Source organism: Acidocella sp. (genome assembly GCF_036489515.1).
Classification (GTDB): domain Bacteria; phylum Pseudomonadota; class Alphaproteobacteria; order Acetobacterales; family Acetobacteraceae; genus Acidocella.
The window spans coordinates 61,503-84,825 of sequence record NZ_DASXFO010000100.1; the positions used below are offsets into that span (position 1 = coordinate 61,503).

General features: G+C 63.9%; 21 protein-coding genes. 7 read left to right on the forward strand and 14 right to left on the reverse strand.

Features of this window, described 5'->3' with window-relative positions:
• Positions 1-53: 53 nt before the first annotated feature.
• Positions 54-719 carry an FCD domain-containing protein gene (locus VGG47_RS15155; protein ID WP_331540054.1) on the reverse strand — a complete coding sequence of 222 codons (666 nt, stop codon included), beginning with the start codon at positions 717-719 and terminating at the stop codon, positions 54-56.
• A 119-nt stretch (positions 720-838) separates the two neighbouring features.
• Between VGG47_RS15155 and VGG47_RS15160 the strand changes: the two genes are divergently transcribed.
• Positions 839-1,903 (forward strand): tartrate dehydrogenase, encoded by a 1,065-nt coding sequence (locus tag VGG47_RS15160; RefSeq protein WP_331540056.1) that lies wholly within the window; start codon positions 839-841, stop codon positions 1,901-1,903.
• Between the two features lie 158 nt (positions 1,904-2,061).
• The gene (locus VGG47_RS15165; protein WP_331540058.1) at positions 2,062-3,459 is read left to right on the forward strand and encodes a sensor domain-containing diguanylate cyclase; all 1,398 of its coding nucleotides are present in this window, start codon (positions 2,062-2,064) and stop codon (positions 3,457-3,459) included.
• 155 nt (positions 3,460-3,614) lie between these two features.
• Here VGG47_RS15165 and VGG47_RS15170 read toward each other — a convergent pair whose 3' ends face one another.
• The 10 genes from VGG47_RS15170 to gloB all read right to left on the reverse strand — a co-directional run bounded on the left by VGG47_RS15170 (position 3,615) and on the right by gloB (position 14,864).
• Positions 3,615-3,941, reverse strand: a complete 327-nt coding sequence (locus VGG47_RS15170) for a PilZ domain-containing protein (protein ID WP_331540060.1) — start codon at positions 3,939-3,941, stop codon at positions 3,615-3,617.
• Positions 3,942-4,042: 101 nt separating this feature from the next.
• Complete coding sequence (locus tag VGG47_RS15175) at positions 4,043-5,272, reverse strand: YeeE/YedE family protein (RefSeq protein WP_331540062.1); 1,230 nt, start codon at positions 5,270-5,272, stop codon at positions 4,043-4,045.
• A gap of 331 nt (positions 5,273-5,603) precedes the next feature.
• Positions 5,604-6,479 carry an NAD(P)-dependent oxidoreductase gene (locus VGG47_RS15180; protein ID WP_331540064.1) on the reverse strand — a complete coding sequence of 292 codons (876 nt, stop codon included), beginning with the start codon at positions 6,477-6,479 and terminating at the stop codon, positions 5,604-5,606.
• 252 nt (positions 6,480-6,731) lie between these two features.
• Entirely contained in the window at positions 6,732-8,273 is a 1,542-nt protein-coding gene (locus VGG47_RS15185; protein WP_331540066.1) for a Do family serine endopeptidase, read from the reverse strand.
• Between the two features lie 188 nt (positions 8,274-8,461).
• The gene (locus tag VGG47_RS15190) at positions 8,462-9,172 is read right to left on the reverse strand and encodes a pirin family protein (protein WP_331540068.1); all 711 of its coding nucleotides are present in this window, start codon (positions 9,170-9,172) and stop codon (positions 8,462-8,464) included.
• 189 nt (positions 9,173-9,361) lie between these two features.
• Positions 9,362-10,231 (reverse strand): universal stress protein, encoded by an 870-nt coding sequence (locus VGG47_RS15195; RefSeq protein ID WP_331540070.1) that lies wholly within the window; start codon positions 10,229-10,231, stop codon positions 9,362-9,364.
• Between the two features lie 38 nt (positions 10,232-10,269).
• Positions 10,270-10,992, reverse strand: coding sequence for an SDR family oxidoreductase (locus tag VGG47_RS15200; RefSeq protein WP_331540072.1), 723 nt, complete (start codon positions 10,990-10,992; stop codon positions 10,270-10,272).
• Between the two features lie 127 nt (positions 10,993-11,119).
• Entirely contained in the window at positions 11,120-12,379 is a 1,260-nt protein-coding gene (locus tag VGG47_RS15205; RefSeq protein WP_331540074.1) for an NAD(P)/FAD-dependent oxidoreductase, read from the reverse strand.
• A gap of 177 nt (positions 12,380-12,556) precedes the next feature.
• Positions 12,557-13,903 carry a glutamine synthetase family protein gene (locus VGG47_RS15210; protein ID WP_331540076.1) on the reverse strand — a complete coding sequence of 449 codons (1,347 nt, stop codon included), beginning with the start codon at positions 13,901-13,903 and terminating at the stop codon, positions 12,557-12,559.
• A gap of 235 nt (positions 13,904-14,138) precedes the next feature.
• Positions 14,139-14,864, reverse strand: coding sequence for a hydroxyacylglutathione hydrolase (gloB, locus tag VGG47_RS15215; protein WP_331540078.1), 726 nt, complete (start codon positions 14,862-14,864; stop codon positions 14,139-14,141).
• 40 nt (positions 14,865-14,904) lie between these two features.
• Here gloB and VGG47_RS15220 point away from each other — a divergent pair, with 40 nt between their 5' ends.
• A complete protein-coding gene (locus tag VGG47_RS15220) occupies positions 14,905-15,615 on the forward strand; it encodes a class I SAM-dependent methyltransferase (protein ID WP_331540080.1) in 711 nt (236 codons plus the stop codon).
• A 146-nt stretch (positions 15,616-15,761) separates the two neighbouring features.
• Here the strand turns inward: VGG47_RS15220 and VGG47_RS15225 are convergent, their stop codons facing one another.
• The gene (locus tag VGG47_RS15225) at positions 15,762-18,023 is read right to left on the reverse strand and encodes a mechanosensitive ion channel domain-containing protein (RefSeq protein ID WP_331540082.1); all 2,262 of its coding nucleotides are present in this window, start codon (positions 18,021-18,023) and stop codon (positions 15,762-15,764) included.
• A gap of 83 nt (positions 18,024-18,106) precedes the next feature.
• On the opposite strand from VGG47_RS15225, the gene VGG47_RS15230 reads away from it, so the two are divergent.
• Positions 18,107-18,304: an HIG1 domain-containing protein gene (locus VGG47_RS15230; RefSeq protein ID WP_331540084.1), complete on the forward strand. Its 198-nt coding sequence runs from the start codon at positions 18,107-18,109 to the stop codon at positions 18,302-18,304.
• 136 nt (positions 18,305-18,440) lie between these two features.
• Here the strand turns inward: VGG47_RS15230 and VGG47_RS15235 are convergent, their stop codons facing one another.
• On the reverse strand, positions 18,441-19,454 hold the full coding sequence (locus tag VGG47_RS15235) for a WD40 repeat domain-containing protein (RefSeq protein WP_331540086.1): 1,014 nt from the start codon (positions 19,452-19,454) through the stop codon (positions 18,441-18,443).
• Positions 19,455-19,666: 212 nt separating this feature from the next.
• Between VGG47_RS15235 and aguB the strand changes: the two genes are divergently transcribed.
• From aguB to VGG47_RS15250, 3 genes are all read left to right on the forward strand, one after another.
• On the forward strand, positions 19,667-20,551 hold the full coding sequence (aguB, locus tag VGG47_RS15240) for an N-carbamoylputrescine amidase (protein ID WP_331540088.1): 885 nt from the start codon (positions 19,667-19,669) through the stop codon (positions 20,549-20,551).
• 4 nt (positions 20,552-20,555) lie between these two features.
• Complete coding sequence (gene aguA / locus VGG47_RS15245) at positions 20,556-21,650, forward strand: agmatine deiminase (RefSeq protein WP_331540090.1); 1,095 nt, start codon at positions 20,556-20,558, stop codon at positions 21,648-21,650.
• Between the two features lie 431 nt (positions 21,651-22,081).
• Entirely contained in the window at positions 22,082-22,285 is a 204-nt protein-coding gene (locus VGG47_RS15250) for a cold-shock protein (protein ID WP_331540092.1), read from the forward strand.
• Between the two features lie 128 nt (positions 22,286-22,413).
• On the opposite strand, the gene VGG47_RS15255 is transcribed toward VGG47_RS15250, so the two are convergent.
• Positions 22,414-22,911 carry a nuclear transport factor 2 family protein gene (locus VGG47_RS15255; RefSeq protein ID WP_331540094.1) on the reverse strand — a complete coding sequence of 166 codons (498 nt, stop codon included), beginning with the start codon at positions 22,909-22,911 and terminating at the stop codon, positions 22,414-22,416.
• Positions 22,912-23,323: the final 412 nt, after the last annotated feature.

A 23,323-nucleotide genomic window follows, 5' to 3' on the forward strand; every position in this document is an offset into this window, starting at 1 on the left:
TGCGTTGGCGCCAAAATTGTCGACAGTTATGGGGTGGTCTCGGCGGCCTGCTCCTAATCCAGGCTGCGCAAAAATCGTCCTTTACCGGCAAGGATGTGGCGCTCGGCAAGGCGGCCGGCCAGCGCGTCGTCGCCGGCCCGCAATGCCTCCCACAGCGCCTGGTGCTCCTCGTTCGAGGTTTCCATTGAGCCGCCCTGCACCAGGCCGCGCCTGCGAAACAGATGCAGCTCGGCCTCCAGCAAGGGCCAAAGCTGTGCCAGCTTATAGTTGTCGGCGGCCTCGATGAGGCTCTGGTGGAACGCCACGTTCAAGGGATAATAGGTGGCAAGGTCGTGTGCTGCGATCGCCTGCGCCATGGCCTCGACCTGCGCCGCGAGCGCGCTGAGCTGGCGGGCGTCGATGACGCGCGCGGCCAGTTTTCCCGCCATGCCGAACAGCGAGGCGCGCAGATCATAGATATCGAGGGCCTGCTTGGTGTTCACCTCATGGACGAAGAAGCCGCGATTGAGCTCGGCCTGCAGCAGGCCGGTATTGGCGAGCTCGCGGCACGCTTCGCGGATCGGGCCGCGGCTGATGCCGAGGCGCAGCGCCAAGGCGCTCTCGTTGATGCGCGCCCCTCCGACCAGTTCGCCGCAGCCGATCAGGCGTTCGATCTCGTAGCGCACCAGCGGGACGATGGAGGCGGTGCGGGGCACGCGGTCGGTTTGCCTGGGGGCCATGACGCCCTGGATGCGACGGGTCGATGTAACTGTCAACACTTTTTTGGCGGCGCCGCCGCAAGGCAGTGTTGCGTGCAAAAAAGCTGGAGGTTTCGCGGTGTTTTGCTAACGATATGCGTATGAAACATCATAGCATTGCAGTCATTGCCGGAGACGGCATCGGTAAGGAAGTCGTCCCGGCGGCGATAAATGTTCTCGACCGGGTCGCTTCCCTGTTCGGTTTTACCCTCGCTTACCAGCATTTCGACTGGTCCTGCGAAACCTATAAGCAGACCGGACGGATGATGCCCGAAGACGGCATCGCGCGCCTTGCGGATCACGACGCCATCCTGCTCGGCGCCGTGGGCTATCCGGGGGTGCCGGATCACGTCTCGCTCTGGGGTCTGCTGATTCCGATCCGCCGTGAGTTCGATCAGTATGTCAGTCTGCGTCCGGTGCGCCTGCTGCCGGGCGTACCGTGCCCGCTCGCCGGCAAGAAGCCCGGCGATATCGACTTCTGGGTCGTGCGGGAGAACACCGAAGGCGAATATTCCCAGCTCGGCGGCCGTGCTTTCGCCGGCACCGAGCGGGAGATGGTGCAACAGGTCGCGCTGTTCACCCGCTATGGGACCGACCGCATCCTCCGCTACGCCTTCGACCTGGCCCGCACGCTGGGCCGCCAGCACGTGACCTCGGCGACCAAGTCCAACGGCATCTTCCATTCGATGCCGTTCTGGGACGAACGTTTTGCCGCCATCGGCGCCGAATATCCCGAAATCAGGACTGACCAGTATCATATCGATATCCTGGCGGCGCGCTTCGTGATGTCGCCGGAGCGGTTCGACGTGGTCGTCGGCTCCAATCTGTTCGGTGACATCCTCTCCGATCTGGGGCCTGGCGTGACCGGCACGATCGCGGTGGCGCCCTCGGCCAATCTCAACCCGGAGCGGAAATTCCCCTCGATGTTCGAACCCGTCCACGGGTCCGCGCCGGACATCGCGGGACAAGGCATCGCCAATCCGATCGGCACGATCTGGGCGGCTTCGATGATGCTGGATCACCTCGGTGAAGCCGAAGCGGCCGCTGCGATCATGCGCGCGATCGAGACGGTGCTGGCGCGGCCGGACGCCCCGCGCACGCCGGATCTTGGCGGGACAGCCCGGACCAACGATCTCGCGAACGCGATCGCGCAGGCGCTGGGTTAAGGGAAGGAAGGACTACTTTTTGTGAACAAAAAGTAGCAAAAAAACTTTATTAATGCTGGGCCTGGGGCGTTGTCGCTGACGCAGCCTCCGGCCCAGCATAGCAAAAGTTTTTGCGCCGCTTTTTTTAAAAAGCGGCTACTTTCTTTGATCCGAGATAGATGGCAGCGTTTCTTATGGAATTCTCCGAGACCGCTTCGCTAACGAACGAGCCGGCGACAGGGCGCCATAAATTCGTCATGGGGATCATCGCGGTGGCGGTGAGTCTGGCCGCCGCCGCTTCGTGGTATTTTGGCGGCCTGCGCTTGCGGCCGGTGGCCGCGTTTCTGCCGGCCTGCGGCACCGCGGTGTTTCTGACAGAGCTGATGACGGCGCTGTTGTTGTTCTCGCAACTGCGTCTCACGCGGGTGCTCGCGGAAGCTTTCCTGGCCAGCGCCTATCTGTTCGCCGGCCTCATCGTCATTGTGCAGCTTCTGATGTTTCCCGGCCTGTACGCGCCGCCGAGCGCGGTCTGGCTCTGGTTTTTCTGGCATGGTGGCTTCCCCGCCTTCGTCATCGCCTATGCGCTGGCGCGGCTCGCCTGCGGCCATGCCCGGTCCGGGCGCATGGTGGCGAACATGCTCGCCGTGACATTCGCGCTGGGCACGGTCGGTCTCGTCATCGCCTTGAGCTATCTGGTGACCGTCGCGCCGGCCTGGCTGCTGCCTTTGAGCGCCCAGCAGCTCAGCCTGTCCGCCTGGGGATTGGGCGTGCAGGGCCTGAACCTGGCGGCACTGCTGCTGGTCATCGCCGTGACGCGCTGCCGTACGGTGCGCGATCTCGGCCTGGTCATCGCGATGCTGGCCTCCCTGCTTGACGTGGTGCTGACTTTGCACACCGGCGGCCGCTTCACGCTCGCCTGGTATGTCGCGCGCGGCATCGGCGTGCTGTCGGCGGGTTCCGTGCTGGCGGTGCTCCTCGCGCAGGTGGGCTGGCTCCACGCCCAGCTGGTCCAGCTGAATGCGCGGCTCGACACTGTGGCGTGCCGCGATGGGTTGACCGGCCTTGCCAATCGCGGCTGGTTCGATGAGCAGCTCGCGGTGGCCTGGCGTTATGCGGCGCGGCAGCGGGCGCCGCTGGCCCTGCTGCTGATCGACATCGATTTTTTCAAGCATTTCAATGAGCTTTACGGGCATATGGCGGGCGAGGACTGCCTGCGCCAAGTCGCGTTTGCGATCAAAAATGAGGTGCACCGGCCGATCGATCTCGCCGCGCGCTATGGGGGCGCGGCATTCGCGCTGATCCTGCCGGAAACCGATATTGACGGGGCCTTCCATATCGCTAGCCGAGTGCGCGACGCGGTGCGCGATCTCGCCATTGCGCATGAGGAGAGCAAGCTGTCGGCGGTCGTCACGGTCAGCCTGGGCCTCGCCGCCCTGGTCCCGCCGCCCAGCGACGTGCCGTCAGGCTCGGGCGGCGCCGCCATGACCCGCGCCGCCGCCGCCGCACTCGAAGCCGCGAAAAAACAGGGGCACGACCGTATCGCGGCGGCCCCGGTTCAGGTCGAGGCGTTGGGCTAGGCTGCGGGGCAGTAAGCAAGGCTACTTTTTGTGAACAAAAAGTAGCAAAAAAACTTTATGACTCTGGGCCATGGGCGTTGTCCGCGACAATGCCCATGGCCCAGCGGCGCAAAAATTTTTGCGCCGCTTTTTTTAAAAGCGGCCACTTCCTTTTATCACTCTTTCCGGAGCTCGAACTCGAAGCCGATCTCGTTGCCGGAGGCCCAGCGTTTTTTCATCGGGCCGATGATGTCATCCTGGATTTGCAGAAACGCGATCTCGGGGGCGTCGATCAGCACGGCGGTTTCGATGCGCACGCCGGTTTCTGAAAGATCACGGATCAGGCAGTCGATTGCGGTTTTTTGAAAACCGCCGAAAAACAGTTTTCCGCTCCTGAGCGTCCGGGCACGCGCCTCACGGCGGCGATTGTCAGGCGGCACGTCGTTAGATGAGCTAAAGGAATTCATGCCTTGGTCTAAATGATGTGGCGCGAGCTTAGCCAAAATCCGCTAACGGAGTAAGGGGGGGCGCCAGCTCCGCCCCGATCATAGTCCTCGTCTTTGCCGCGCCAATTGGCACGGCAGAGCGTGAAACCGCGGCTGCCTCAGCAGCTGGTCTGGCGGGGTAGCCGCTCCACTGCCAGGCCGAACAGGGGGCGCAGCCGGGTCCCGACGACGTTGCCGGCGAAGGCCATGACGATCCATACCCAACCATGGAGACTGCCCGAGGCGATGCCGGAGAAATAGGACCCAATGTTGCAGCCATAGGCCAGCCGGGCGCCGTAGCCGAGCATCACGCCGCCCGCGATCGCGGCAAGGGCAGACCGCAATGGGATCCGAGCGGCCGGCGCAAAGCGGCCGGCCAATGCTGCCGCCAACAAGGCGCCAACCATGATGCCAAAATCCATCACCGAGGTGACGTCCTTCAGAACGCTGCCATGGAGTGCTGCCTGTGCCGCCGGCGCAGACCAATAATGCCAGCCCGTCACGTTGACGCCGAGCTGCTGCGCCACCTGGGAGCCCCAGAGGGCGAAGGCCGCGGTGATGCCCCAAGGCCTGCCCGAAAGGACCAACGTGGCGAAATTCAGCACCGCAAGAGCCACCGCGCCGCCGAGGATGGGCCAGGGGCCGCGGAAGAGGCGTGCTGCGCCGGCATGCGGCGAGGGTGCCTGAACCAGCCGGCCGTGGCGTCGGCGCTCCAGCACCACCGTGGCCGCAGCGATCACGGCGAAGGCCAGGAGATTGGCCAATAGCGCCGGCACGAGCCCCCAATCCTTCACCAGCGAGATCGGCTGCAGGTGCGGCAAGGCCGCCCACCAGGGGAGATCAGCAGCACCCAGGGCCGAACCGACAATGAAGGCCGCCAGTGTCAGCAGCATGCGCACGGAGCCGCCGCCGGCCGTGTAGAGCGTGCCGGAGGCGCAACCACCACCGAGCTGCATGCCGACCCCGAAGATGAAGGAGCCGAAGAGCAGAGAGACGCCGATCGGAAACACGTAGCCCTGCACCGGCTGGCCGAAAACCGAGCCGGCCGAGAGAGCAGGGAAGAACAGCAACACCGCGACCGCCAGCATGAGCATTTGCGCCCGTAGTCCTTCGCCGCGCCGGTCGGCGATGAAAACACGAAACGCCGACGTAAAGCCGAAGGCGGCATGGTACAGCACCAGGCCCAGCACGGCGCCCAGCAAATAGAGCGCCGACTGGCGGAGGTCGACCACCTGATCGATCAAACCAAAGCCGATCACCAGCAGGCCGCAGGCGGTAAGGGCGGTGCGGCGGTTTATGCCAAGCGGGCCTGAGGCTGTTGGGGCAATGGCGTGGGTCGAAGCGGACATGTCTGAAAATCTCCCGAACGCAAAAAAATAGCGCCAACGGCACTGGGAACCTGCGAAGGGGGCGTAACTAGCGGAGTAGAGAAAAAAATCAACTAAAACGGAGGCGCAAAATGCGGTTTTGGATAAAAATTTTTTGCGGGGCTCGTATTCGCGTCACTGAGGGATGGCGGCGCTACAGCTCAGGGAAGCGAAGGGGAAGGCTTCTTTTTGTGAACAAAAAGAAGCAAAAAAACTTTACTATGCTGGGCCTGAGGCATTGTCGGGGACACCGCCCCAGGCCCAGCGGAGAAAAAAATTTTTGCGCCGCTTTTTTTAAAAAGCGGCCGCTTTCTTACTGCCCGGAATCCTTGGCAGCCAGATGGCCGATCGCCGACCAGTCCAGGTTTTCCCCGCCATTGGCCATCAGCGTCAGGAAGCGGTCGCGCAACAGGCTGGCGAGCGGCATCGGCACGCGCAGGTCTTCCGCGGCGGCCAGCGCCAGGCGGATATCCTTTTGCCCCAGCGGGGCGGCAAAGCCAGCCGGCGAGAATTTCTGGTCCGCGATCAGCCCGCCATAGGTCTTGTACACCGGGGCGGAAAACAGCGTGGAGGTCAGCAGGTCCAGATAGGCGTGCAACTCGACGCCGCCTTTGCCCACCAGCGCCATCGCCTCACCGAGCGACTCAATCACCGAGGCGATCAGGAAATTGCCGCTGAGCTTCACCAGATTGGCGGCTGAGGGCTTGTCGCTGAGCACGAAGGCGCGCTGGCCGATCACGTCGAACAGCGGCGCCACGTCCTTCAGCGCCTGTGCCTCGCCGGCGGCGGCGATGAACAGCTTGCCGGCCGCGGCGGCATCGGGGCGGCCGAAGACCGGGGCGGCAACATAACGCTGCCCGGCCTTGGCGTGCGCCTCGGTCAGTTTTTCGGAAAGCTTCACGCTGATCGTGCTGCAGGAGACGTGGATCGCGCCCTTCTTCAGCGCGCCGAGAATGCCGTTCTCGCCGAACACCGCGGCCTCGGCGGCGGCGTCGTCCGCCAGCATGGTGAACACCACATCGCCCTGGCAGGCTTCAGCCGGGGTCTTCGCCAGGGTCGCGCCCTGGGCGACCAGCGCCTCGGTCTTGCTGGTCGAACGATTGTAAACGCTGAGCTCGTGCCCGGCCTTCAGCAGGTTGGCGGCGATCCCGCTGCCCATCTGGCCGAGGCCCAAAAATCCGATTTTCATGGTGACTCCGAAGTTAAGACCCGCTGCAGATGGGGTGAAAACGTCGGATTGAAAGGATTATCAAATAATACTACCGGCACGCCATGAGTCGCGCCGGTAAGGAAAGTGGTCGCTTTTTGAAAAAAGCGACGCAAAAACTTTTGCTTGCTGGGCCATGGGCATCGTGACCGACAACGCCCATGGCCCAGCATTAACAAAGTTTTTTTGCTACTTTTTGTTCACAAAAAGTAGTCTTCCTTAGCTTCTTCGCTTCTAGCCTTGGGCGTTCTTCTTCAGCCCGATACCGACGAACAGCGCCTCACCCTGGCGGATGATGCGCAGGGCGACGGCCGGTGCCCCCGACTTGCGCGCCGCGTCGATCGCCGTCACCGCGTCGTCCGGTGAGGTCACGTTCGTCGAGCCGACACCCACGAGCAGATCGCCCGGCTGCAGCCCGGCCTGGTCGGCGAGAGAGTTCGGGGTCACGTTGGCGATCACCGCGCCATTGGCGCTGCTCGGCAGGTTGAGCTGGCTGCGGCTATCGGGCGTCAGCGGCGCCAGGGTCAGACCCAAAGCCGCGTGGCTCGTCGCTGTGGCCGGGCCGCTGCCACCCTTCTGGAAATCGGCGTTCGGATCAGCCGGCATGGTCGTCACCGCCAACGACATATCGTGCGACTTGCCGTCCCGCAGATATGTGATGCTGGTGTCGTGGCCGGGATCGATATCGGCGATATCGGCGGCGAGATCGCTGGGATCCGTGACCTTCGTGCCATTGACGGCGGTGATCACATCGCCCGGCTTCAGCCCGGCGCGGGCGGCGGGGCTGTCGCCGGACACCGCGGCGATCAGCGCCCCGTCAGTGGTCGGGTCGGTGGTCGGCAGGCCCATCGCCTGCGCCATCTGCGGCGAGATCTGCTGTGCTGCCACGCCGAGATAGCCGCGCGTCACCTTGCCGCTGTCGATCAGCTGCGTGACGACGCGTTTGACCATGTCGGAGGGGATGGCGAAGCCGATGCCGACCGAGCCGCCGGAGGGCGTGAGGATCGCGGTATTGATGCCGATCACCTGGCCGTGCTGGTCGAACAGCGGGCCGCCGGAATTGCCCTCGTTGATCGGCGCGTCGATCTGGATGAAGCGGTCATACGGTCCGTCGCCAATGTTGCGGCCCAGCGCCGAGACGATGCCCGCGGTCACGGTGCCGCCCAGGCCGAACGGATTGCCCATCGCCACCACCCATTCGCCGGGTTCGACATCCTTGGAGGAGCCAAGCTCGACATAGGGGAGGGGGTGACCGACATTGATTTTCAGCACGGCAAGATCAGTCTTCGGATCGGTGCCGATGATTTTCGCCGGATAGCTCGTGCCGTCGGACAGAATGACGCTGACGGTCTTTGCGTCCTTCACCACATGGTTGTTGGTGACGACGATGCCGCTGGAATTGATGATGAAGCCGGAGCCCTTGGCCTCGACCGCCTGCGGTTGCGCGGGGGCGCCGCCGAAGGGGAAGCCGGGCGGAAAACCGGGCAATTGCGGGAAGCCCGGCGGCGCGCCGTTGCCGGAATCGCCGTTGTCGTCGCTGGCATCCGCGGCCTGATCGAGCTTCAGATGCACGTCGATCGAGACCACGGCTGGCGTCACCCGCTTGACCAGGTTGGTGAAATCGCCAACCGGCGTGAAGCTGCCCTGCACGGCGGCCGTCTCGTTCAGCGCCGGAGTGTCGGCGGCAAAAGCAGTGCCGGCCGTCGCGCTGCAAAGCGCGGTCGCACCGAGCAACGCCAGGGTGATCGCCGTGCTACGGTTTATTTTCTTGCGCATGTAAACACTTTCTCCAGCTCGCATGATGGTAACAAAATCGGCCCGCTGCTTAAGACACGTTTTCGAGGCTAGTTCTATACGATGTTCGTGTGACAGCTTGAAACAATAGTTACCGAAATACCACAGGCAACGAAATTATACAGGATCCACAATATTTTGGTCAAATTGCATATGAGGACTGCGTCAGCCTATGGCGCGTCCCGCACGTCCACCAGCAGGATTTCCGCGGCGTGCAGTGCCTCGATCTCGATATGCGGCTCATCGTGCAACGCCACGCCATCCCGCGCGGCGGCCACCTGGCCGTTGACCTTTATTTCGCCGCTGGCCGCCACCAGATAGGCGGCCCGGCCGGTCAGCAGGGCGTAGCTGGCGCGTTCACCGGTGGCGAGTTTGGCCGCCACCAGCGCGGCATCGGCATAAAGCGGCAGGGCGTCGGTGGCGCGGTCCGCCGGCCGGCCGCTTGCCAGCACTTGCAGCCCTTCGCCGCTGGCGCGCGGAAATTCCCGCGCCTCCCAACCCGGCGTCACACCGTGCTGGTCGGGCTCGATCCAGATCTGAAAGATCCGGGTCGCCTCGGTCTCCTCGTTCAGCTCGGAATGGGTGATGCCGGTGCCGGCGTGCATCACCTGCACGTCGCCGGCCCGGGTCCGGCCCTCATTGCCGAGGCTGTCCTGGTGGGTGATGGCGCCCTGGCGAACGAAGGTGATGATTTCCATATCCCGGTGCGGATGCGCGCCGAAGCCGGTGCCGGCCGCGATCTCGTCATCGTTCCAGACGCGTAACCGGCCCACACCCATGCGGTCGGGGTCGTGGTAGGAACTGAAGCTGAAATGATGCTTGGCGTTCAGCCAGCTGTTGCGGAAGGCGCCGAGCGAAGCGAAGGGACGGATTTCGATCATGGCGTGATCCTTTGCGATCTGGGCCGGGCTCTCGGATAAAGAAAGCGGCCGCTTTTTCGATCAAAAGCGGCGCAAAAACTTTTGTTCCGCTGGGCTTGGGGCGTTGTCTGCGACAATGCCCCAAGCCCAGCATTATAGAAGTTTTTTTGCTACTTTTTGTTCACAAAAAGTAGCCTTCCACTTCGCTTCCTAGCGGTTCATCAGCACCGGCAGGGTGGCGTGTTCCAGCACATGGCGCGTGGTGCCGCCCAGGATCAGCTGACGCAGGCGCGAGGACGAGCAATAGGCCCCCATCGACATCAGGTCCGCGCCCCAATCCATCGCCGCCGCCAGCATGCCGGCGCCGACGACACGGTCGATCGGCCGGAACTCCCCCACCTCCGCGGCCACGCCGTGATGCGAGATATACTCCACCACTTCGGCAGCACTCGGTCCGCGCCGGAAATAATCTTCCGAGGTCAGGACCCGCACCGCCTCGGCCTGGCGGACGAAAGGCATTACCGAGGCCAGGGCCGAAGCGGCATAGGCGGTGCCGTTCCAGGCGATGGCGATGCGCTTGCCGATGCTTTGCGGCGGTTTCACCGGCGCCAGCAGCACCGGGCGGCCGGAATCGAACAGCACGGCGTGCAGCGCGTCCGCCGCGGCCACGTCCTCCCCGGCCAGCGGGTGCGGCACGATGGTCAGATCCGCGAGCCGCGCCTGATGCGCGATGATCTCCTCTTCGCGGCCGGTCATGGTGGTGAAGCTGGCGCTGGGCTCGTTGCGGCCGCGCTGGGCATCGCCCACTGGCACGGCCGCCGCCTCGGTGGCCAGGCCGAACATCTCCCGCAGGTCGAAGGCGCGCGCGCCGCTCTCCTTCTCGGTGGCGCTGATCATCTCCTCGATCATCGCCCCGGACAGGCCTTCCCCCGCCAGCGGCGCGAGGTCGCGGGCATCGACGCGGATATGCAGCACCTGCAGATGCGCACTCCACATTTTCGTCAGCATCAGCGCCGCGCAGAGGGCGGCTTCAGCCGAGGCGGAAGTGGTAACCGGGAGCAGGAATTTTCGGACCGACATCAACGCCTCCAGAACGACCTCTATTTCATTATATTAGGTCATTCGGAAGATAAAAATGCAATGTCCCTGCCGCGATGCAGCAGATGCTCGCCGCTATCGACGGTGATGGTGGTGCCGGTGAGCGAGGGCGTCTGCACGATGAACAACGCCGCGGCGGCGATGTCCTCGGGTGCCGCGCCCCGGCCGAGCGGGTTGGCCGCCCAGGCGCGCGCGAAGCGTTCCGGCGACTGCTTGGCGCCGGGCAAGGTCAGGCCGGGGGCGATGCCGCAGACGCGGATCGCCGGGGCGAAAGCCTGCGCCATCATTTCCGTCGCCGCCGCCAGGGCCGCCTTGCTCAGCGTATAAGCGAAAAAATCCGGGTTCAGATTGCTCAATTTCTGGTCGAGCATGTTGATGATCATTCCCTGCGCCGGCGCCTGTGCGGCGAAAGCCTGGGCCAGGAGCACCGGCGCCACCAGGTTCGGGCCCAGATGCGCGTTCAGCGATCCCGCGTTCACCGAGCCCGGCGCGTCGAACACGAAATGCGAGGCGTTGTTGATCAGCCCGCTCAGCTTGCCACTTTCCTCGATCAGCCGTGCCGGCACGGCTGGATCGGCGAGGTCGCCCAGCACGATTCGGGCGCCGAGCTCGTCGGCCAAAGCCTGCGCCTCCGCCGCCGAGTGGTTGGCATGAATGATGACGGGATAGCCGGCCGCCACGAGCTTGCGGGCCATGGCGGCGCCGAGGCGCCTGGCGCCGCCGGTGATCAGGATCGGATTCATGGCCCCGATAATTGAGCGATGGAACCAGGAAGGGCAAGCGAAGGGGAAGACTACTTTTTGTGAACCGCCCATGGCCCAGCATAAAAAAATTTTTGCGCCGCTTTTTTTAAAAAGCGGCCGCTTTCTTCTAAAGTAAGTCCCGCAGCCGGTAATAGGCTGTGGCGAGCAGCAGCGCCGGCACGCGGAAGGCTCGGCCGCCGGGGAAGCGCCCATGGGGGATGCGGGCGAATGCGTCGAACCGTTCGGCCTGGCCGGCGATCGCCTCGGCCGCCAGTTTGCCCGCCAGCCCGGTCAACGCCACGCCGTGGCCGGAAAATCCGTGGCAGAACAGGATGTTGTCGGTGAGGCGGCCGAAATGCGGCGCGCGGTTCCGGGTGATGTCCACGTTTCCGCCCCACACATAGTCGACCCGCGCATCGCGCAGTTGCGGGAAGACGCGGATGGCCCGAGCCAGCATGGAGGCTTTCAGCGAGGGCGGGGGCAGGGTGGAGTAGGACACCCGGCCGCCGAACAGCAGCCGGTCATCGGGCGCGCGGCGGAAATAGTCGAGCACGAAATTCAGGTCGCTCACCGCCTCGTTGCCGGGGATCAGCTGGCGCATATCGGCGCGGGGCTCGGTGGCAATGATATAGGTGCCGACCGGCATGATGTAGCCGGTGAGCGGCCGCATCAGATCGCCCAGATAGGCGCCGCCCGCCGTCAGCAGGAAGGAGGCCCGCACCTCATGCCCGCCCGCCTGGATTTTGAGGCGCCGTCCCGGTGTGACTTCGGTCACTTTGGTGTGAGCAAACAGTTTGGCGCCGGCGCGCTGCGCCGCGGCGGCGAGGCCGAGCGTGTAGTTGAGCGGATGGATATGCCCGGCGAGCGCGTCCTCGAACGCGGCCAGATAGCGCGGGCTGGCCAGCCGCGCCCGCAATTCGTCGCCGCGCAAGATCCGCCCCACCGGGGCGCCGAGTTGCGCGTATTCCTCCTGAGTCTCTTCCAGGTCGCGCACCTGGCGCGGCTTGATCGCCGCGTGCAGATAGCCCCGCACCGGGTCGCAGGGGATGTCGAAGCGCCGGATCTGGTCGTGCAGCAGGTTCACGGCCTCGATCGACATGTCCCAGAGCCGCTGGGCCGGTTCGGCGCCGAGCAGGGCTTTCATTTTCACCTGACTGGCGCCGAAGCCCGCCAGAACCTGGCCGCCATTGCGCCCCGAAGCTCCCCAGCCGATGTCCTGCGCCTCCAGCAGCGCCACGTCATAGCCGCGCTCGGCCAAATGCAAGGCGGCGGACACGCCGGTCATGCCGCCGCCGATAATGGCGACGTCAACGGTCAGATCCTGCGCCAGCGGCGGCGCGGAGAGCTCAACCCGCCTTGTTGTCTGATAATAATTGTTGGTGGCCATTAGAGCATGATGACTTAGGTTAATCAGGGAAGTGAAAAGGAAGGCTACTTTTTGTGAACAAAAAGTAGCAAAAAAACTTTATTAATGCTGGGCCTTGGGCGTTGTCGCCGACACAGTCTCAGGCCCAGCGGGCCAAAAGTTTTTGCGCCGCTTTTTTTAAAAAGCGGCCGCTTTCCTCTACACATTCAACAACAAATGCTCCCGCTCCCAGGAACTGATGACGCGCAGATAGGTTTCGTATTCCAGCCGCTTCACCGCCACCAGCACGTCGACGAGTTTCTCGCCCAGAACCTCGCGCATGGCTGTGGAGCTGTCCATCACGTCCAGCGCCTGGGAGAGCTCCCGCGGCAGGGTGTAGTCGCCGGAATAGGCCGAACCGACCTGTTCGGGCGTCGCCTCCAGCCTTTCCACCATCCCGAGATAGCCACAGGCGAGCGTCGCGGCGAACGCCAGATAGGGGTTGGCGTCGGCCCCCGGCACGCGGTTTTCCACGCGCATCGAAGCGGCTTCGCCGAACGGCACGCGCAGCCCGCAGGTGCGGTTGTCGTAGCCCCATTGCAGGTTGATCGGCGCGTTGGAGAAGCGCGTAAGCCGGCGGTAGGAATTCACGTTGGGTGCGAAAATCGGCATGACCGCCGGGATGTATTTCTGCAATCCGCCGATATACGCACGGAACAGTGGGCTGGCTTTGCCGTCTGCGCCAGCGAACAGGTTCGCGCCGGTCGCCGGGTCAACGATGCTCTGATGCACATGCATGGCGCTGCCCGGCTCGTTGCCCATCGGCTTGGACATGAAGGTGGCGTAGATATTGTGCCGCAGCGCCACCTCGCGCACCGTGCGCTTGAACAAAAACACCTGGTCGGCGAGATCGAGCGGATCGCCGTGCAGGAAATTGATCTCCACCTGCGCCGCACCCTCCTCATGGATGAGGGTGTCGAGATCGAGGTTCTGCATGTCGCAGAAATCGTACATTTCCTCGAAGAGCGGGTCGAATTCGTTGACCGCGTCGATCGAATAGGCCTGCCGCCCGGTCTCCTGCCGTCCGGAGCGTCCTACCGGGGGGGCCAGCGGATAGTCCGGGTCGGTGTTACGGCCGACCAGATAGAATTCCAGTTCCGGCGCCAGCACCGGCTTCCAGCCTTTCGCCTCGTAGAGTTTCAGCACGTGCTGCAGCACCTGGCGTGGCGCCATCGGCACCGGCGTGCCGTCCGCATATTGGCAGTCATGGATGATCTGCGCGGTCGGCTCATGGGCCCAGGGCACCAGCCGCACCGTCTTGGCGTCCGGGATAAGGCGAATGTCGATGATCGCCGGGTCGGTCAGTGTGTCTTGCGGGTCTTCCGGATATTCGCCGGTCACGGACTGGATGAAGATCGCCTCGGGCAGACGCGGCGCACTGCCTTGGAGGAATTTCTGCGCCGGCATGATCTTGCCGCGCGGAATGCCGGTGATGTCGGGCACCAGGCATTCGACTTCCGTGATCCGATGCTCCTCGAACCAGTCGACCAAACTCATCTGCGTCATGTGACCCTCAAGACATTTGGCGCGGCGTCGCGCCGCGCCACGTTCGGCTTATTGGGGGAGGCTTGTCCAGATGCGGCAGTGCAGATGAAGGAAGCGGCCGCTTTTTGAAAAAAGCGGCGCAAAAACTTTTATGACTCTGGGCCATGGGCGTTGTCACCGACAACGCCCATGGCCCAGAGTCATAAAGTTTTTTTGCTACTTTTTGTTCACAAAAAGTAGCCTTTCTCTTTGCTTCTCAGAAGTTGTCCTTAGCGGTGCGCAGCTTGCGGAAGGTTTCGGCATCCGGCGCGCGCAGGAACGGGTTGGTCGCGCGTTCCTGTCCGAGCGTCACCGGCAGGGTCGGCTTGCCGGCGGAGCGCAGGGCTGTCACCGCGGCCGCGCGCTCCTGAAGCGCCTCGTTGTCCGGGTCCACCGTCAGCGCGAATTTGGCGTTCGAGCTGGTATATTCGTGCCCGGCGCAGACCAAGGTGCTGTCCGGCAGATCCTCGTATTTGGCCATGGAGCGGAACATGTCCTCGGCCGTGCCTTCGAACAGCCGGCCGCAGCCCATGCTGAACATGGTGTCGCCCGGCAGCAGAATTTCGCCATCGGCGATGAAGTACGAGATGTGCCCGAGCGTGTGGCCCGGGGTGTCGATCACCCGCGCCTTGGCGGCGCCGAAATCGACCGAATCACCCTCATGCACGGCGACGTCGAGTTTCGGCAGGCGGTGTGCGTCGGCGGCGTTGCCGACCACCTGCGGGTGGTACTTGGCGACCAGCGCCGGCACGCCGTCGACATGGTCGGCATGGTGATGGGTCAGCAGGATCATGTCGAGCTTGCCGCCGGCCGCCTCGATCGCCGCGATCGCGGGCTCGGACTCGGCGGGATCGACGATCGCCACCTTGCCGGAGACCGATTCCTTCAACAGCCAGGAATAGTTGTCGCTGAGCATGGGGATGGGGGTGGCGGTTACGGTCACGTCTGTCGCTCCTTGGTGTGCAGCCGTGTATATAAGGCTGATGGCGATTGATGCACGAGATGCGGCGGAATTTTATGCCACTGGGCTGGGCCGCCTGACTGCCACCCTGCTGCGCCAGAAGCTGCGTGAGATCTGGCCGAACTGCGCCGGCCAGGCAGTGCTGGGCCTGGGCTATGCCGGCCCTTATCTGCAACTTTGGCGCGAACAGGCGGCGCGCTGCATTGCCGTCTCGCCGCAGCAGATGGGCCTTGCCCCTTGGCCGCTCGGCCGCGCCAGCCTCGCCTGCTTGTCGGAGGAAGAGGCGCTGCCTTTCCCCGATCTGCTGTTCGACCGTATCCTCCTGGTGCACGGCTTCGAGCAGGCCGACAATGCCAGGCGCTTGCTGCGGGAGGTCTGGCGGTTGTTGAAGGATGACGGGCGGCTGATCATTGTCGTGCCGAACCGAAGGGGCCTCTGGGCCTATGCCGAGAGCACGCCGTTCGGCCACGGCCAGCCTTATTCCGAGCGGCAGCTGGCGCGGGTGCTGGGCGGGCTGTTTTTCAAGGTCGAGCACCGGACCCCGGCGCTATTCGCCCCACCGCTGCCCTGGCCCCGCCGAGCCTTCGAACTGTGGGAACGGGCCGGCGGCGCGATCGCCCCGCAATTCTCCGGTGTCACCATCGCCGAGGCCAGCAAGGACATGCATGGCGTGGTCCCGCTGCGCCGCAGCACCTCGGGCCGGCGCGTGCTCGCGGACATTACTGGCTTTTAAGGAAGCGGCCGCTTTTTGAAAAAAGCGGCGCAAAAACTTTTGTTATGCTGGGCCATGGGCGTTGTCGGAGATAGCGCCCATGGCCCAGCGGAGCAGAAAACTACTTTTTGTTCACAAAAAGTAGCCTTTCCTTCGGTTCCTGGGGGCTAGGCCTCCGCATGCTTCTCCGTGGCCGGCGCGGGCGCGGGCGCGAGATAGAGATAAGGCATCTCGATCCCCTCGGCCTCGAAACGCTGCTTGACCCGGGCATAGAATTCGCGCCGCACCGCCCAGTGCTGGCCCGGCCCGGTGCGGATCTGCCCGGTGATGACGAGGTTCGAGGCGGCGAACTGGTCCAGGCCGAAAATCTGCAGGTCGTCGCGAATCATCGCCGCCCAGGTCGGTTCCGCGCGCATGGTGTGGGCGATATCGGCCAGCACGGCATAGACACGCGGCAGGTCCTCCTCATAGCTGACCGCGATGGAAATCTGCGCGTTGCTGAAATCGCGCGTCATGTTGGTGACCGTGGTCACCGCGGAGAAGGGGATGATGTTGACCGAGCCGTCGCCGCCGCGCAGGCGGATGGTGCGGATCGAGAGCCGCTCCACCGTGCCGCTCATGCCCGCGAGGGAGATGTAGTCGCCCACCTGCATCGCATCCTCGAGCAGCAGGAACAGGCCGGTGATGACGTCCTGCACCAGCTTCTGGCTGCCGAAGCCGATGGCGATGCCGAGCACGCCGGCGCCGGCCAGCAGCGGTGCGGCGTTGACGCCGATTTTCGACAGGCAGATCAGCCCCGCGACCAGGCCGATGGCGACGCCGATCGTGGCACGCAGCATCGGCAGCAGCGTGCGCAGCCGCGCCGCCTGGCGCGTGCGGCCGGTGTCGGCCAGCCGGTCGATCCGGCCGTTCAGGAAGGTGTTGGCGCATTCCCATAAGGCCAGCGCCACGACGACGGTGATGATGATGGAGATGAAGGCGCCGATCAGCGCGCGGCTGATCGGGTCGATCAACAGCCAGGCGAAGGCGTTCACCCCCCAGCCTTGCAGGATCAGCAGGAAGACCAGAATGCCGATGAAGGTGCGCACCAGCCCCCGCACCAGCGGATTATAGGCATGGGCGCGGACATAGAGGGGGTGCAGCGCCTCGGTGGTGTTGGGGTCGGGGAAGATGCGCTCCAGCACGTGGGAGCTGGCTTGCCAGGCCAGCCGCCCGACGATCAGTGCGCCGATGACCACGAGCACGAGCCGCAGGAGCACGCCGACCGCGTTGTGCACGCCGGCGGCCCAGGCGATCCACAGCGCCAGCACATAGAACAGCGCGGGATAATGCCAGATCCGCCCGAGCCGCTGCCGGGTTCTGGCGGACAGGCTGGAGGCGTGCGGCGTGCCGGCGATCCAGCTGCCGACGATGCGTCGGCTCTTCCAGATCCCCAGGGCGACTTCCACATGCACCGCGAGGGTGATCAGCCGGATCAGCACGTTGGCGCCGGTGTGGTCGAGGTCGAGCAATTCGCCGACCGAGACCAGCGCATAGCCGGTGAAGCCGGTCGCCAGCGGCAGCCGGGCCCAGCGCATCACCGCATTGGCATGGGCTGAGCTGAGCCGCACCAGCCGCAGGCCGGGCGTCTCCGGTGCCAGGAAGAAACGCACGAATTCCAGCGCCAGCCGGCACAGCAGATAGGCGTTGGCGATGCCGATGACCGCGAACTCCGCCGGCCGCGTGGTGATCAGCGAGGTCGAGATCAGCACCTGGACGATGAGGACGAAGGCGAGCAACGGCACCAGCCGCAGGCCCAGATGCAGCAGGCCGAGCAGGAAGCGCCATCCCCAGGTCAGGAACGAGAGCCTTAGTCCCGGACGCTTTTCCGTCTCGCCGGCTTCGGCATCGGCCAGCCCGTGTTCGTCGTCTTCGCCGTCTTCCGCCGGTTTCGTGGCCGTATCAGAGGGCGGGATCCGCGTCGCGGCACGGTTCGCCAGCCCGGCGCGGGGGCGTGCCAGCGCGAAATACAGCAGCCGCTCAAGCACCAGGCCTGGCAGAATGGTGAGAGCCAAGGCCTGGAAAATGTCGAGGAGATGCGCGCGGCGGACGGCGAGGCGGCCAAAGCTGCGGGCCCAGTCCAGCAACGGGGTAAGCCGGAGGGATTGATGCACGGCGGTGTCCAAATCGCCGAACACGTGGGCCGTCTGCTTGTCGATCGCCGTGGAGACCGAGAGGCCGAACGGCGCCGGCGTGTTGGCGTCGTTCGTCGCGGGCGCCGTCGCGGCGCCGGTCAGAGCCGCGAGGGGCGAACCCGGAATGATGGTGCTGGTCGTGGTATGGGCCGGCGTGGCGCTGCTGTGGGCCAGATGCGCGAGGGGCGTCTGCGCCGCGGCGCTGCCGCAACCGAGGGCAAGGGCGAAAAGGCAGGCGAAAAGGGCAAAACGCATGGCCCATGCACAAAGGATGTTGCCCCGTAAGTCAACCCGCACGGCAATAGGCAAACCAGGCAGCGCCTGCTTATATGACCGGTATGAGAACGATCCTTTTCATCCTGCTGGCGCTCGATATGATCGCGGTGGTCGTGGTGATGCTGGTAGGCGCCCTCGGCATGGCCAATCGCAACCGCAGCCCGCGCACTTCCAACCGGCTGATGCGCTGGCGCGTGATCCTGCAGGGCATCGCGATCGCCCTGGCGGTGATCCTGATGACCACCGGCCGCCCCGGATAGAAGAAAGCGGCCGCTTTTTAAAAAAAGCGGCGCAAAAACTTTTGTTATGCTGGGCCATGGGCGTTGTCGGAGATAGCGCCGATGGCCCAGCGGAGCAGAAAACTACTTTTTGTTCACAAAAAGTAGCCTTGTCTTTCTATCTCGCGAAATTCACGACCGCCGCGAAGCCGGTCTCGGTGCCGATGGCCAGGCGCGCGCCTGAAGGGTCCCAGTCCAGGGCAGTGACGGCGCCGCGGCCCGGCCCGCAGACCGCCAGAATGTGCTCCTTCTGCACGTCGGCGATGATCACCAGCCCGGTATCGAACCCCGCGGCCACCGCCTCGTGTTCCGGATGCGGCGCGACGCGCTTGACGATGCCGTCCCCGGCGCCGAGCTCCATCGGCGCCTTGCCCATCGGCCCGCCCCCGAAAAACGGCCAGAGCACGATCGATTCCGCGCCCGCTGTGGCCAGCCAGCGGCCCGAGCGGGTGAAGCCGAGCGATTCCGTTTTTGCCGGATAGCCCGCCATGCGCATGTGCTTGCCGTCGGGCAGCGTCCAGCCATGCAGCGAATTCTCCTGCATCGAGGTCACCAGCGCCTCGCCGGCCGGGTGCAGCGCGACGCCAATGTGGCTGCCCTTCCATTCCAGCTTGCGCGGATCGGAGGAGGACGAGGTGAACCACAGCGAGGCGCCGTTGTAATGCGAAGCGGCGACCCGCTTGCCTTTGGTGTCGAAGGCGATGCCGGTGACCGTGGAGGGATGCGCCAGCGTCTTCAGAACCTCGCCGCTCCCGCTCAGCAAATGCAGGTTTTTCCCCGCCGCGGCGGCCAGGAGCGGCGTTTTGCCGGCGAAGGTGGCGATATGCTCGACCCATTTCGACCCGAATTTCGCGATCTCGGTCACCTGGCCCTCCGGGCTGACCGCCATCAGCCGCCCGTCGTCACCGCCGGAGCAGAAGCCCGTGGTGACCGGATGCGCGGCCAGGCTCAGCACGGCGCCGTCATGGACCGCCACCTTGTCCCATTTCTGGGTGTCGAACAGGTGCAGGCTGCCATCGCCGAGCGCGAAGGCGGCATGCGAGCCGGCACGGTTGAAGCGGGCGGCGACAACATGGGCGCCAAGCTCCGTCATGGTGCCGCGGGAATTCAGAAGTTCATCGAGATCGGCCATGCAGGCTGTGTGCCGAACTCCGCCGGTAAGGGCAAGTAAGGAAGGGAAGGCTACTTTTTGTGAACAAAAAGTAGCAAAAAAACTTTGCTATGCTGGGTCATGGGCTGTGTCGGCGACAACGCCCATGGCCCAGCATCGCAGAAGTTTTTGCGCCGCTTTTTTCAAAAAGCGGCCACTTCCTTTTATCCAAACAGCCGGCCTAAAGTGCTGACATGAGACACGTCACCGTAGCCGCCACGCAGATGGCATGTGGCACCGACAAGACCGCCAACATCGCCACCGCCGAGCGGCTGATCCGCCTTGCGGCGGGGCAGGGCGCGAACATCGTTCTGATCCAGGAACTGTTCGAGACGCCGTATTTCTGCCAGGATCAGATCCACGCGCATTTTCAGCTGGCGGTGCCGCTGGAACAGAACGCGGCGGTCGCGCGTTTCGCGGAGCTGGCGCGGGAGCTTGGGGTGGTGCTGCCGGTCTCGGTGTTCGAACGCGCCGGGCAGAGCTTTTTCAACACCGTGGTGATCATCGACGCCGACGGCAAAAACCTCGGCTTCTACCGCAAATCGCATATCCCCGACGGACCGGGCTATACGGAAAAATTCTATTTTTCTCCGGGCGATACCGGTTTTCGGGTGTGGGACACGGCGTTCGGCCGCATTGGCGTGGGCATCTGCTGGGACCAGTGGTTTCCGGAATCCGCGCGCGCCATGGCGCTGATGGGGGCGGAACTGCTGTTCTACCCCACCGCCATCGGCTCCGAGCCGCAGGACCCCGCGCTCGATTCCCGCGACCATTGGCAGCGGGCGATGCAGGGCCATGCGGCCTGCAATGTCATGCCGCTGATCGCCTCCAACCGCATCGGCACCGAGCCGGGGGCGCACGGCACCGCGCTCACCTTCTATGGCTCCGCCTTCATAGCCGATGCGACCGGTGCGAAAATCGCCGAAGCCGGGCGCACCGAGGAGGCAGTGCTGACCGCAAGCTTCGACCTCGACGCGATCGCGCAGATGCGCGCCTCCTGGGGCGTGTTCCGCGACCGTCGCCCGGAACTCTACGCGCCGCTGATCACGCTCGATGGCCGGCACGGCCGGACGAGCTAAGCTGATGTCTGATAATCTGACGCCGCGGGCGCTGAATTACGCCATGCCGGCGGAATGGGCGCCGCATGACGGGTGCTGGATGATCTGGCCGGAACGCCCGGACAATTGGCGGCTCGGCGCCAAACCGGCGCAGGCCGCCTTCGCCGCGGTCGCCGCCGCCATTGCCCGGTTCGAGCCGGTCACCATGCTGGTCAGCGCCCGCCAGTTCGCCAATGCCCGCGCCATGCTCCCCGACACCGTGCGCGTGGTGGAGGCCAGCAGCAACGACGCCTGGGCGCGCGATACCGGCGCCACCTTCCTGCTCAATCCGGAGGGCGACCTCGCCGGCGTGGACTGGGTTTTCAACGCCTGGGGCGGGCTCGGCGGCGGGCTGTACTTCCCCTGGGACCTGGACGACCAGATCGCCGCGAAAATGCTGGAAATCGAAAAGGCCAAACGCTTCCGCGCCCCGGCAGTGCTCGAAGGCGGGGCCATCCATGTCGACGGCGAAGGCACCGTGCTGGTCACGGAATCCTGCCTGCTCGACCAGAACCGGAATTCTGCTCCCACGCGCGAGGGCATGGAAAAGCTGCTGCATGACTATCTCGGGGCGCGCAAAACCATCTGGCTAGGTGCCGGCGTGCCGCATGACGAAACCGGCGGCCACGTCGACAACCTCGCCTGCTTCATACGCCCCGGCACCGTGCTGCTCAGCTGGTGTGACGATCCGGCCGAGCCGCACACCCAAGTCTCGCACGACGCCGAAGCGCGCCTCCTGGCCGCCGAGGACGCGCAAGGCCGCCGCCTCACGGTCGAGCGCATCCCCATGCCCACGCCAATGCACCTCACCGCGGCCGAAGCCGCCGGCATCGACCACAGCCCCACAGGCATGAACCGGGCCGCAGGCGAACGCCTCGCCGCCTCCTACGTGAATTTCTACGCCGCCAACGGCGCCATCATCGCACCAAGCTTCGACGTGCCCACCGATGCGCCAGCGCAGGCAGTGCTGCAAAGCCTCTTCCCCGACCGCCAAGTGGTCATGGTCCCAGCCCGCGAAATCCTGCTCGGCGGGGGGAATATACATTGTATCACGCAGCAGCAGCCTAAGCGCAAAGGTTGAAAGGCCAGGGCTCTGCCCTGGACCCGCTGGGGCCGAAAGGCCCCAGACCCCGGAAATTTGGGTGTTGGTTAGTTTGGGTTTCCGCAACGGGTACAAACAGCAGTTCCGCGGCTGCGCCTCGAATGGGCGCTTTCTGGCCAACGCCGGTCATAGCTCGCGTGCCAGCGGTGCATCCCAAAGCGGGCAGGACGGGCGAATAGCTGCCTTTCGTCTATGGAGTGGCTAGGGCCGAGAGCGGACCGGCCGCTTTGGAGTGAATTACGCAGACCAGAGCCTTCGTCCCGGCGCGATGGGGCCGCGACAAAAAGCCAACGCGCCTCCCCCCAGGTCTGAACACGACGAAAACCAAGAGTTCGTTGACAATTTAGAAGGTTTCTGCGCGAGCTTTAATGGCAATCGACTTATGCCAATGTAAGGAGTGACGTCGCATAATGGCTATCGGCACGGTTAAGTGGTTTAATACCACCAAAGGTTTTGGCTTTATTGTTCCCCAGGATGGCGGCAAGGACGTGTTCGTGCACATCACAGCCGTGCAATCGGCGGGTTTGCGCGGTCTGGACGAGGGCCAGAAGGTCACGTTCGACATCGAGATGGAGCGTGGCAAGGCTGCCGCAATCAATCTCAAAGCTGTCTGAGCAATTCGCCGGCTTTCAGGACTAGTATGGCATAGTCGCCTCGCGACCTCAGGTCGCGGCATAAGAAGTCGTTTGGAGACGCCGCATCTTTGCAAAATCTCGTGTGTCTGTCATGAGAAGACGGCGGCCTAGACCTTATGCCGCGTGACTGTCAGGTCGTCCAACAGCCATTTCCCGTTCTGCAGCGCGACCACGCCATTGAGGTCCGCGTGTAGCGCAACGTGCTTGTCCTGGTCATCCACATAGAGGCACTCAAAGTGCAGATGTCCCGTGTTGCCGTTTAATGTGTAGGCAATACGAAAGGCGGGCGTGTAGCCCACCCATCGATGGGTAAAAGGACCGGAAGACTGCCAAAACCGGCGGATTTGATCGGTTCCGGTATAAGTCTTGCCAAATGCGATGACGCGCGCGTGGTCGGTAAACAAGGACATCATCTGGTCGATGTTGTGGTCGGTAGCCGCTTGGTGAAAGTTGGATTCAATCTGGTGCATCTGCATGTAGTCTTCCGCCGAATTGGCGGCTGTGTTGGTCGCGTTACTAGAATTCTGCACCACGGGTTGCGAGAGAGCCGGTCCGGCGAGCGACGTAGCGAACAGCAATCCGCAAGTCAAAATTGAGAATCTCATTGATCACCTTCGTTTTGCGATCGTACTAAATGATATACAACGGCATGTGGCAAGCCACCGATGAGTTGTCCAAATCATATGTAGCTAATCCGCTGATTTTGTATTGGCTTTAGGGGCTTCGGTAGCAGGCGAAACCGAAAGTGCATTTCAACAGATTCCTTGAATTTCGGAACCTGGAATGTCCGGTCCTGGGAACCACAAAAACGCCGCCTCATGACCGGGTTGGGCGCGAAGCCGCCGCGCCGATCGTTGAAGTTCGAAGGGCCTCTTTCCCTAGCACTACAGTTGCAGTTTTTTAAGGTGGGCGTGTCTTGCTGCGGCCTGATGAGCCCGTCTGAATGTTGACCATTTAAGGATACGCGCGACGGGCAGTTGGCGCTGCGCGAGCTTCAGGGCGAGCCGCCGGATTTCC

Bases quoted from the DNA above. Each gene is read 5' to 3' on its own strand.
- VGG47_RS15155 (WP_331540054.1), bottom strand. From the start codon at position 719: ATGGCCCCCAGGCAAACCGACCGCGTGCCCCGCACCGCCTCCATCGTC.
- VGG47_RS15160 (WP_331540056.1), top strand. From the start codon at position 839: ATGAAACATCATAGCATTGCAGTCATTGCCGGAGACGGCATCGGTAAG.
- VGG47_RS15165 (WP_331540058.1), top strand. From the start codon at position 2,062: ATGGCAGCGTTTCTTATGGAATTCTCCGAGACCGCTTCGCTAACGAAC.
- VGG47_RS15175 (WP_331540062.1), bottom strand. From the start codon at position 5,272: ATGTCCGCTTCGACCCACGCCATTGCCCCAACAGCCTCAGGCCCGCTT.
- VGG47_RS15180 (WP_331540064.1), bottom strand. From the start codon at position 6,479: ATGAAAATCGGATTTTTGGGCCTCGGCCAGATGGGCAGCGGGATCGCC.
- VGG47_RS15185 (WP_331540066.1), bottom strand. From the start codon at position 8,273: ATGCGCAAGAAAATAAACCGTAGCACGGCGATCACCCTGGCGTTGCTC.
- VGG47_RS15190 (WP_331540068.1), bottom strand. From the start codon at position 9,172: ATGATCGAAATCCGTCCCTTCGCTTCGCTCGGCGCCTTCCGCAACAGC.
- VGG47_RS15195 (WP_331540070.1), bottom strand. From the start codon at position 10,231: ATGTCGGTCCGAAAATTCCTGCTCCCGGTTACCACTTCCGCCTCGGCT.
- VGG47_RS15200 (WP_331540072.1), bottom strand. From the start codon at position 10,992: ATGAATCCGATCCTGATCACCGGCGGCGCCAGGCGCCTCGGCGCCGCC.
- VGG47_RS15205 (WP_331540074.1), bottom strand. From the start codon at position 12,379: ATGGCCACCAACAATTATTATCAGACAACAAGGCGGGTTGAGCTCTCC.
- VGG47_RS15210 (WP_331540076.1), bottom strand. From the start codon at position 13,903: ATGACGCAGATGAGTTTGGTCGACTGGTTCGAGGAGCATCGGATCACG.
- VGG47_RS15220 (WP_331540080.1), top strand. From the start codon at position 14,905: ATGGCGATTGATGCACGAGATGCGGCGGAATTTTATGCCACTGGGCTG.
- VGG47_RS15225 (WP_331540082.1), bottom strand. From the start codon at position 18,023: ATGCGTTTTGCCCTTTTCGCCTGCCTTTTCGCCCTTGCCCTCGGTTGC.
- VGG47_RS15230 (WP_331540084.1), top strand. From the start codon at position 18,107: ATGAGAACGATCCTTTTCATCCTGCTGGCGCTCGATATGATCGCGGTG.
- VGG47_RS15235 (WP_331540086.1), bottom strand. From the start codon at position 19,454: ATGGCCGATCTCGATGAACTTCTGAATTCCCGCGGCACCATGACGGAG.
- aguB (WP_331540088.1), top strand. From the start codon at position 19,667: ATGAGACACGTCACCGTAGCCGCCACGCAGATGGCATGTGGCACCGAC.
- aguA (WP_331540090.1), top strand. From the start codon at position 20,556: ATGTCTGATAATCTGACGCCGCGGGCGCTGAATTACGCCATGCCGGCG.
- VGG47_RS15250 (WP_331540092.1), top strand. From the start codon at position 22,082: ATGGCTATCGGCACGGTTAAGTGGTTTAATACCACCAAAGGTTTTGGC.
- VGG47_RS15255 (WP_331540094.1), bottom strand. From the start codon at position 22,911: ATGAGATTCTCAATTTTGACTTGCGGATTGCTGTTCGCTACGTCGCTC.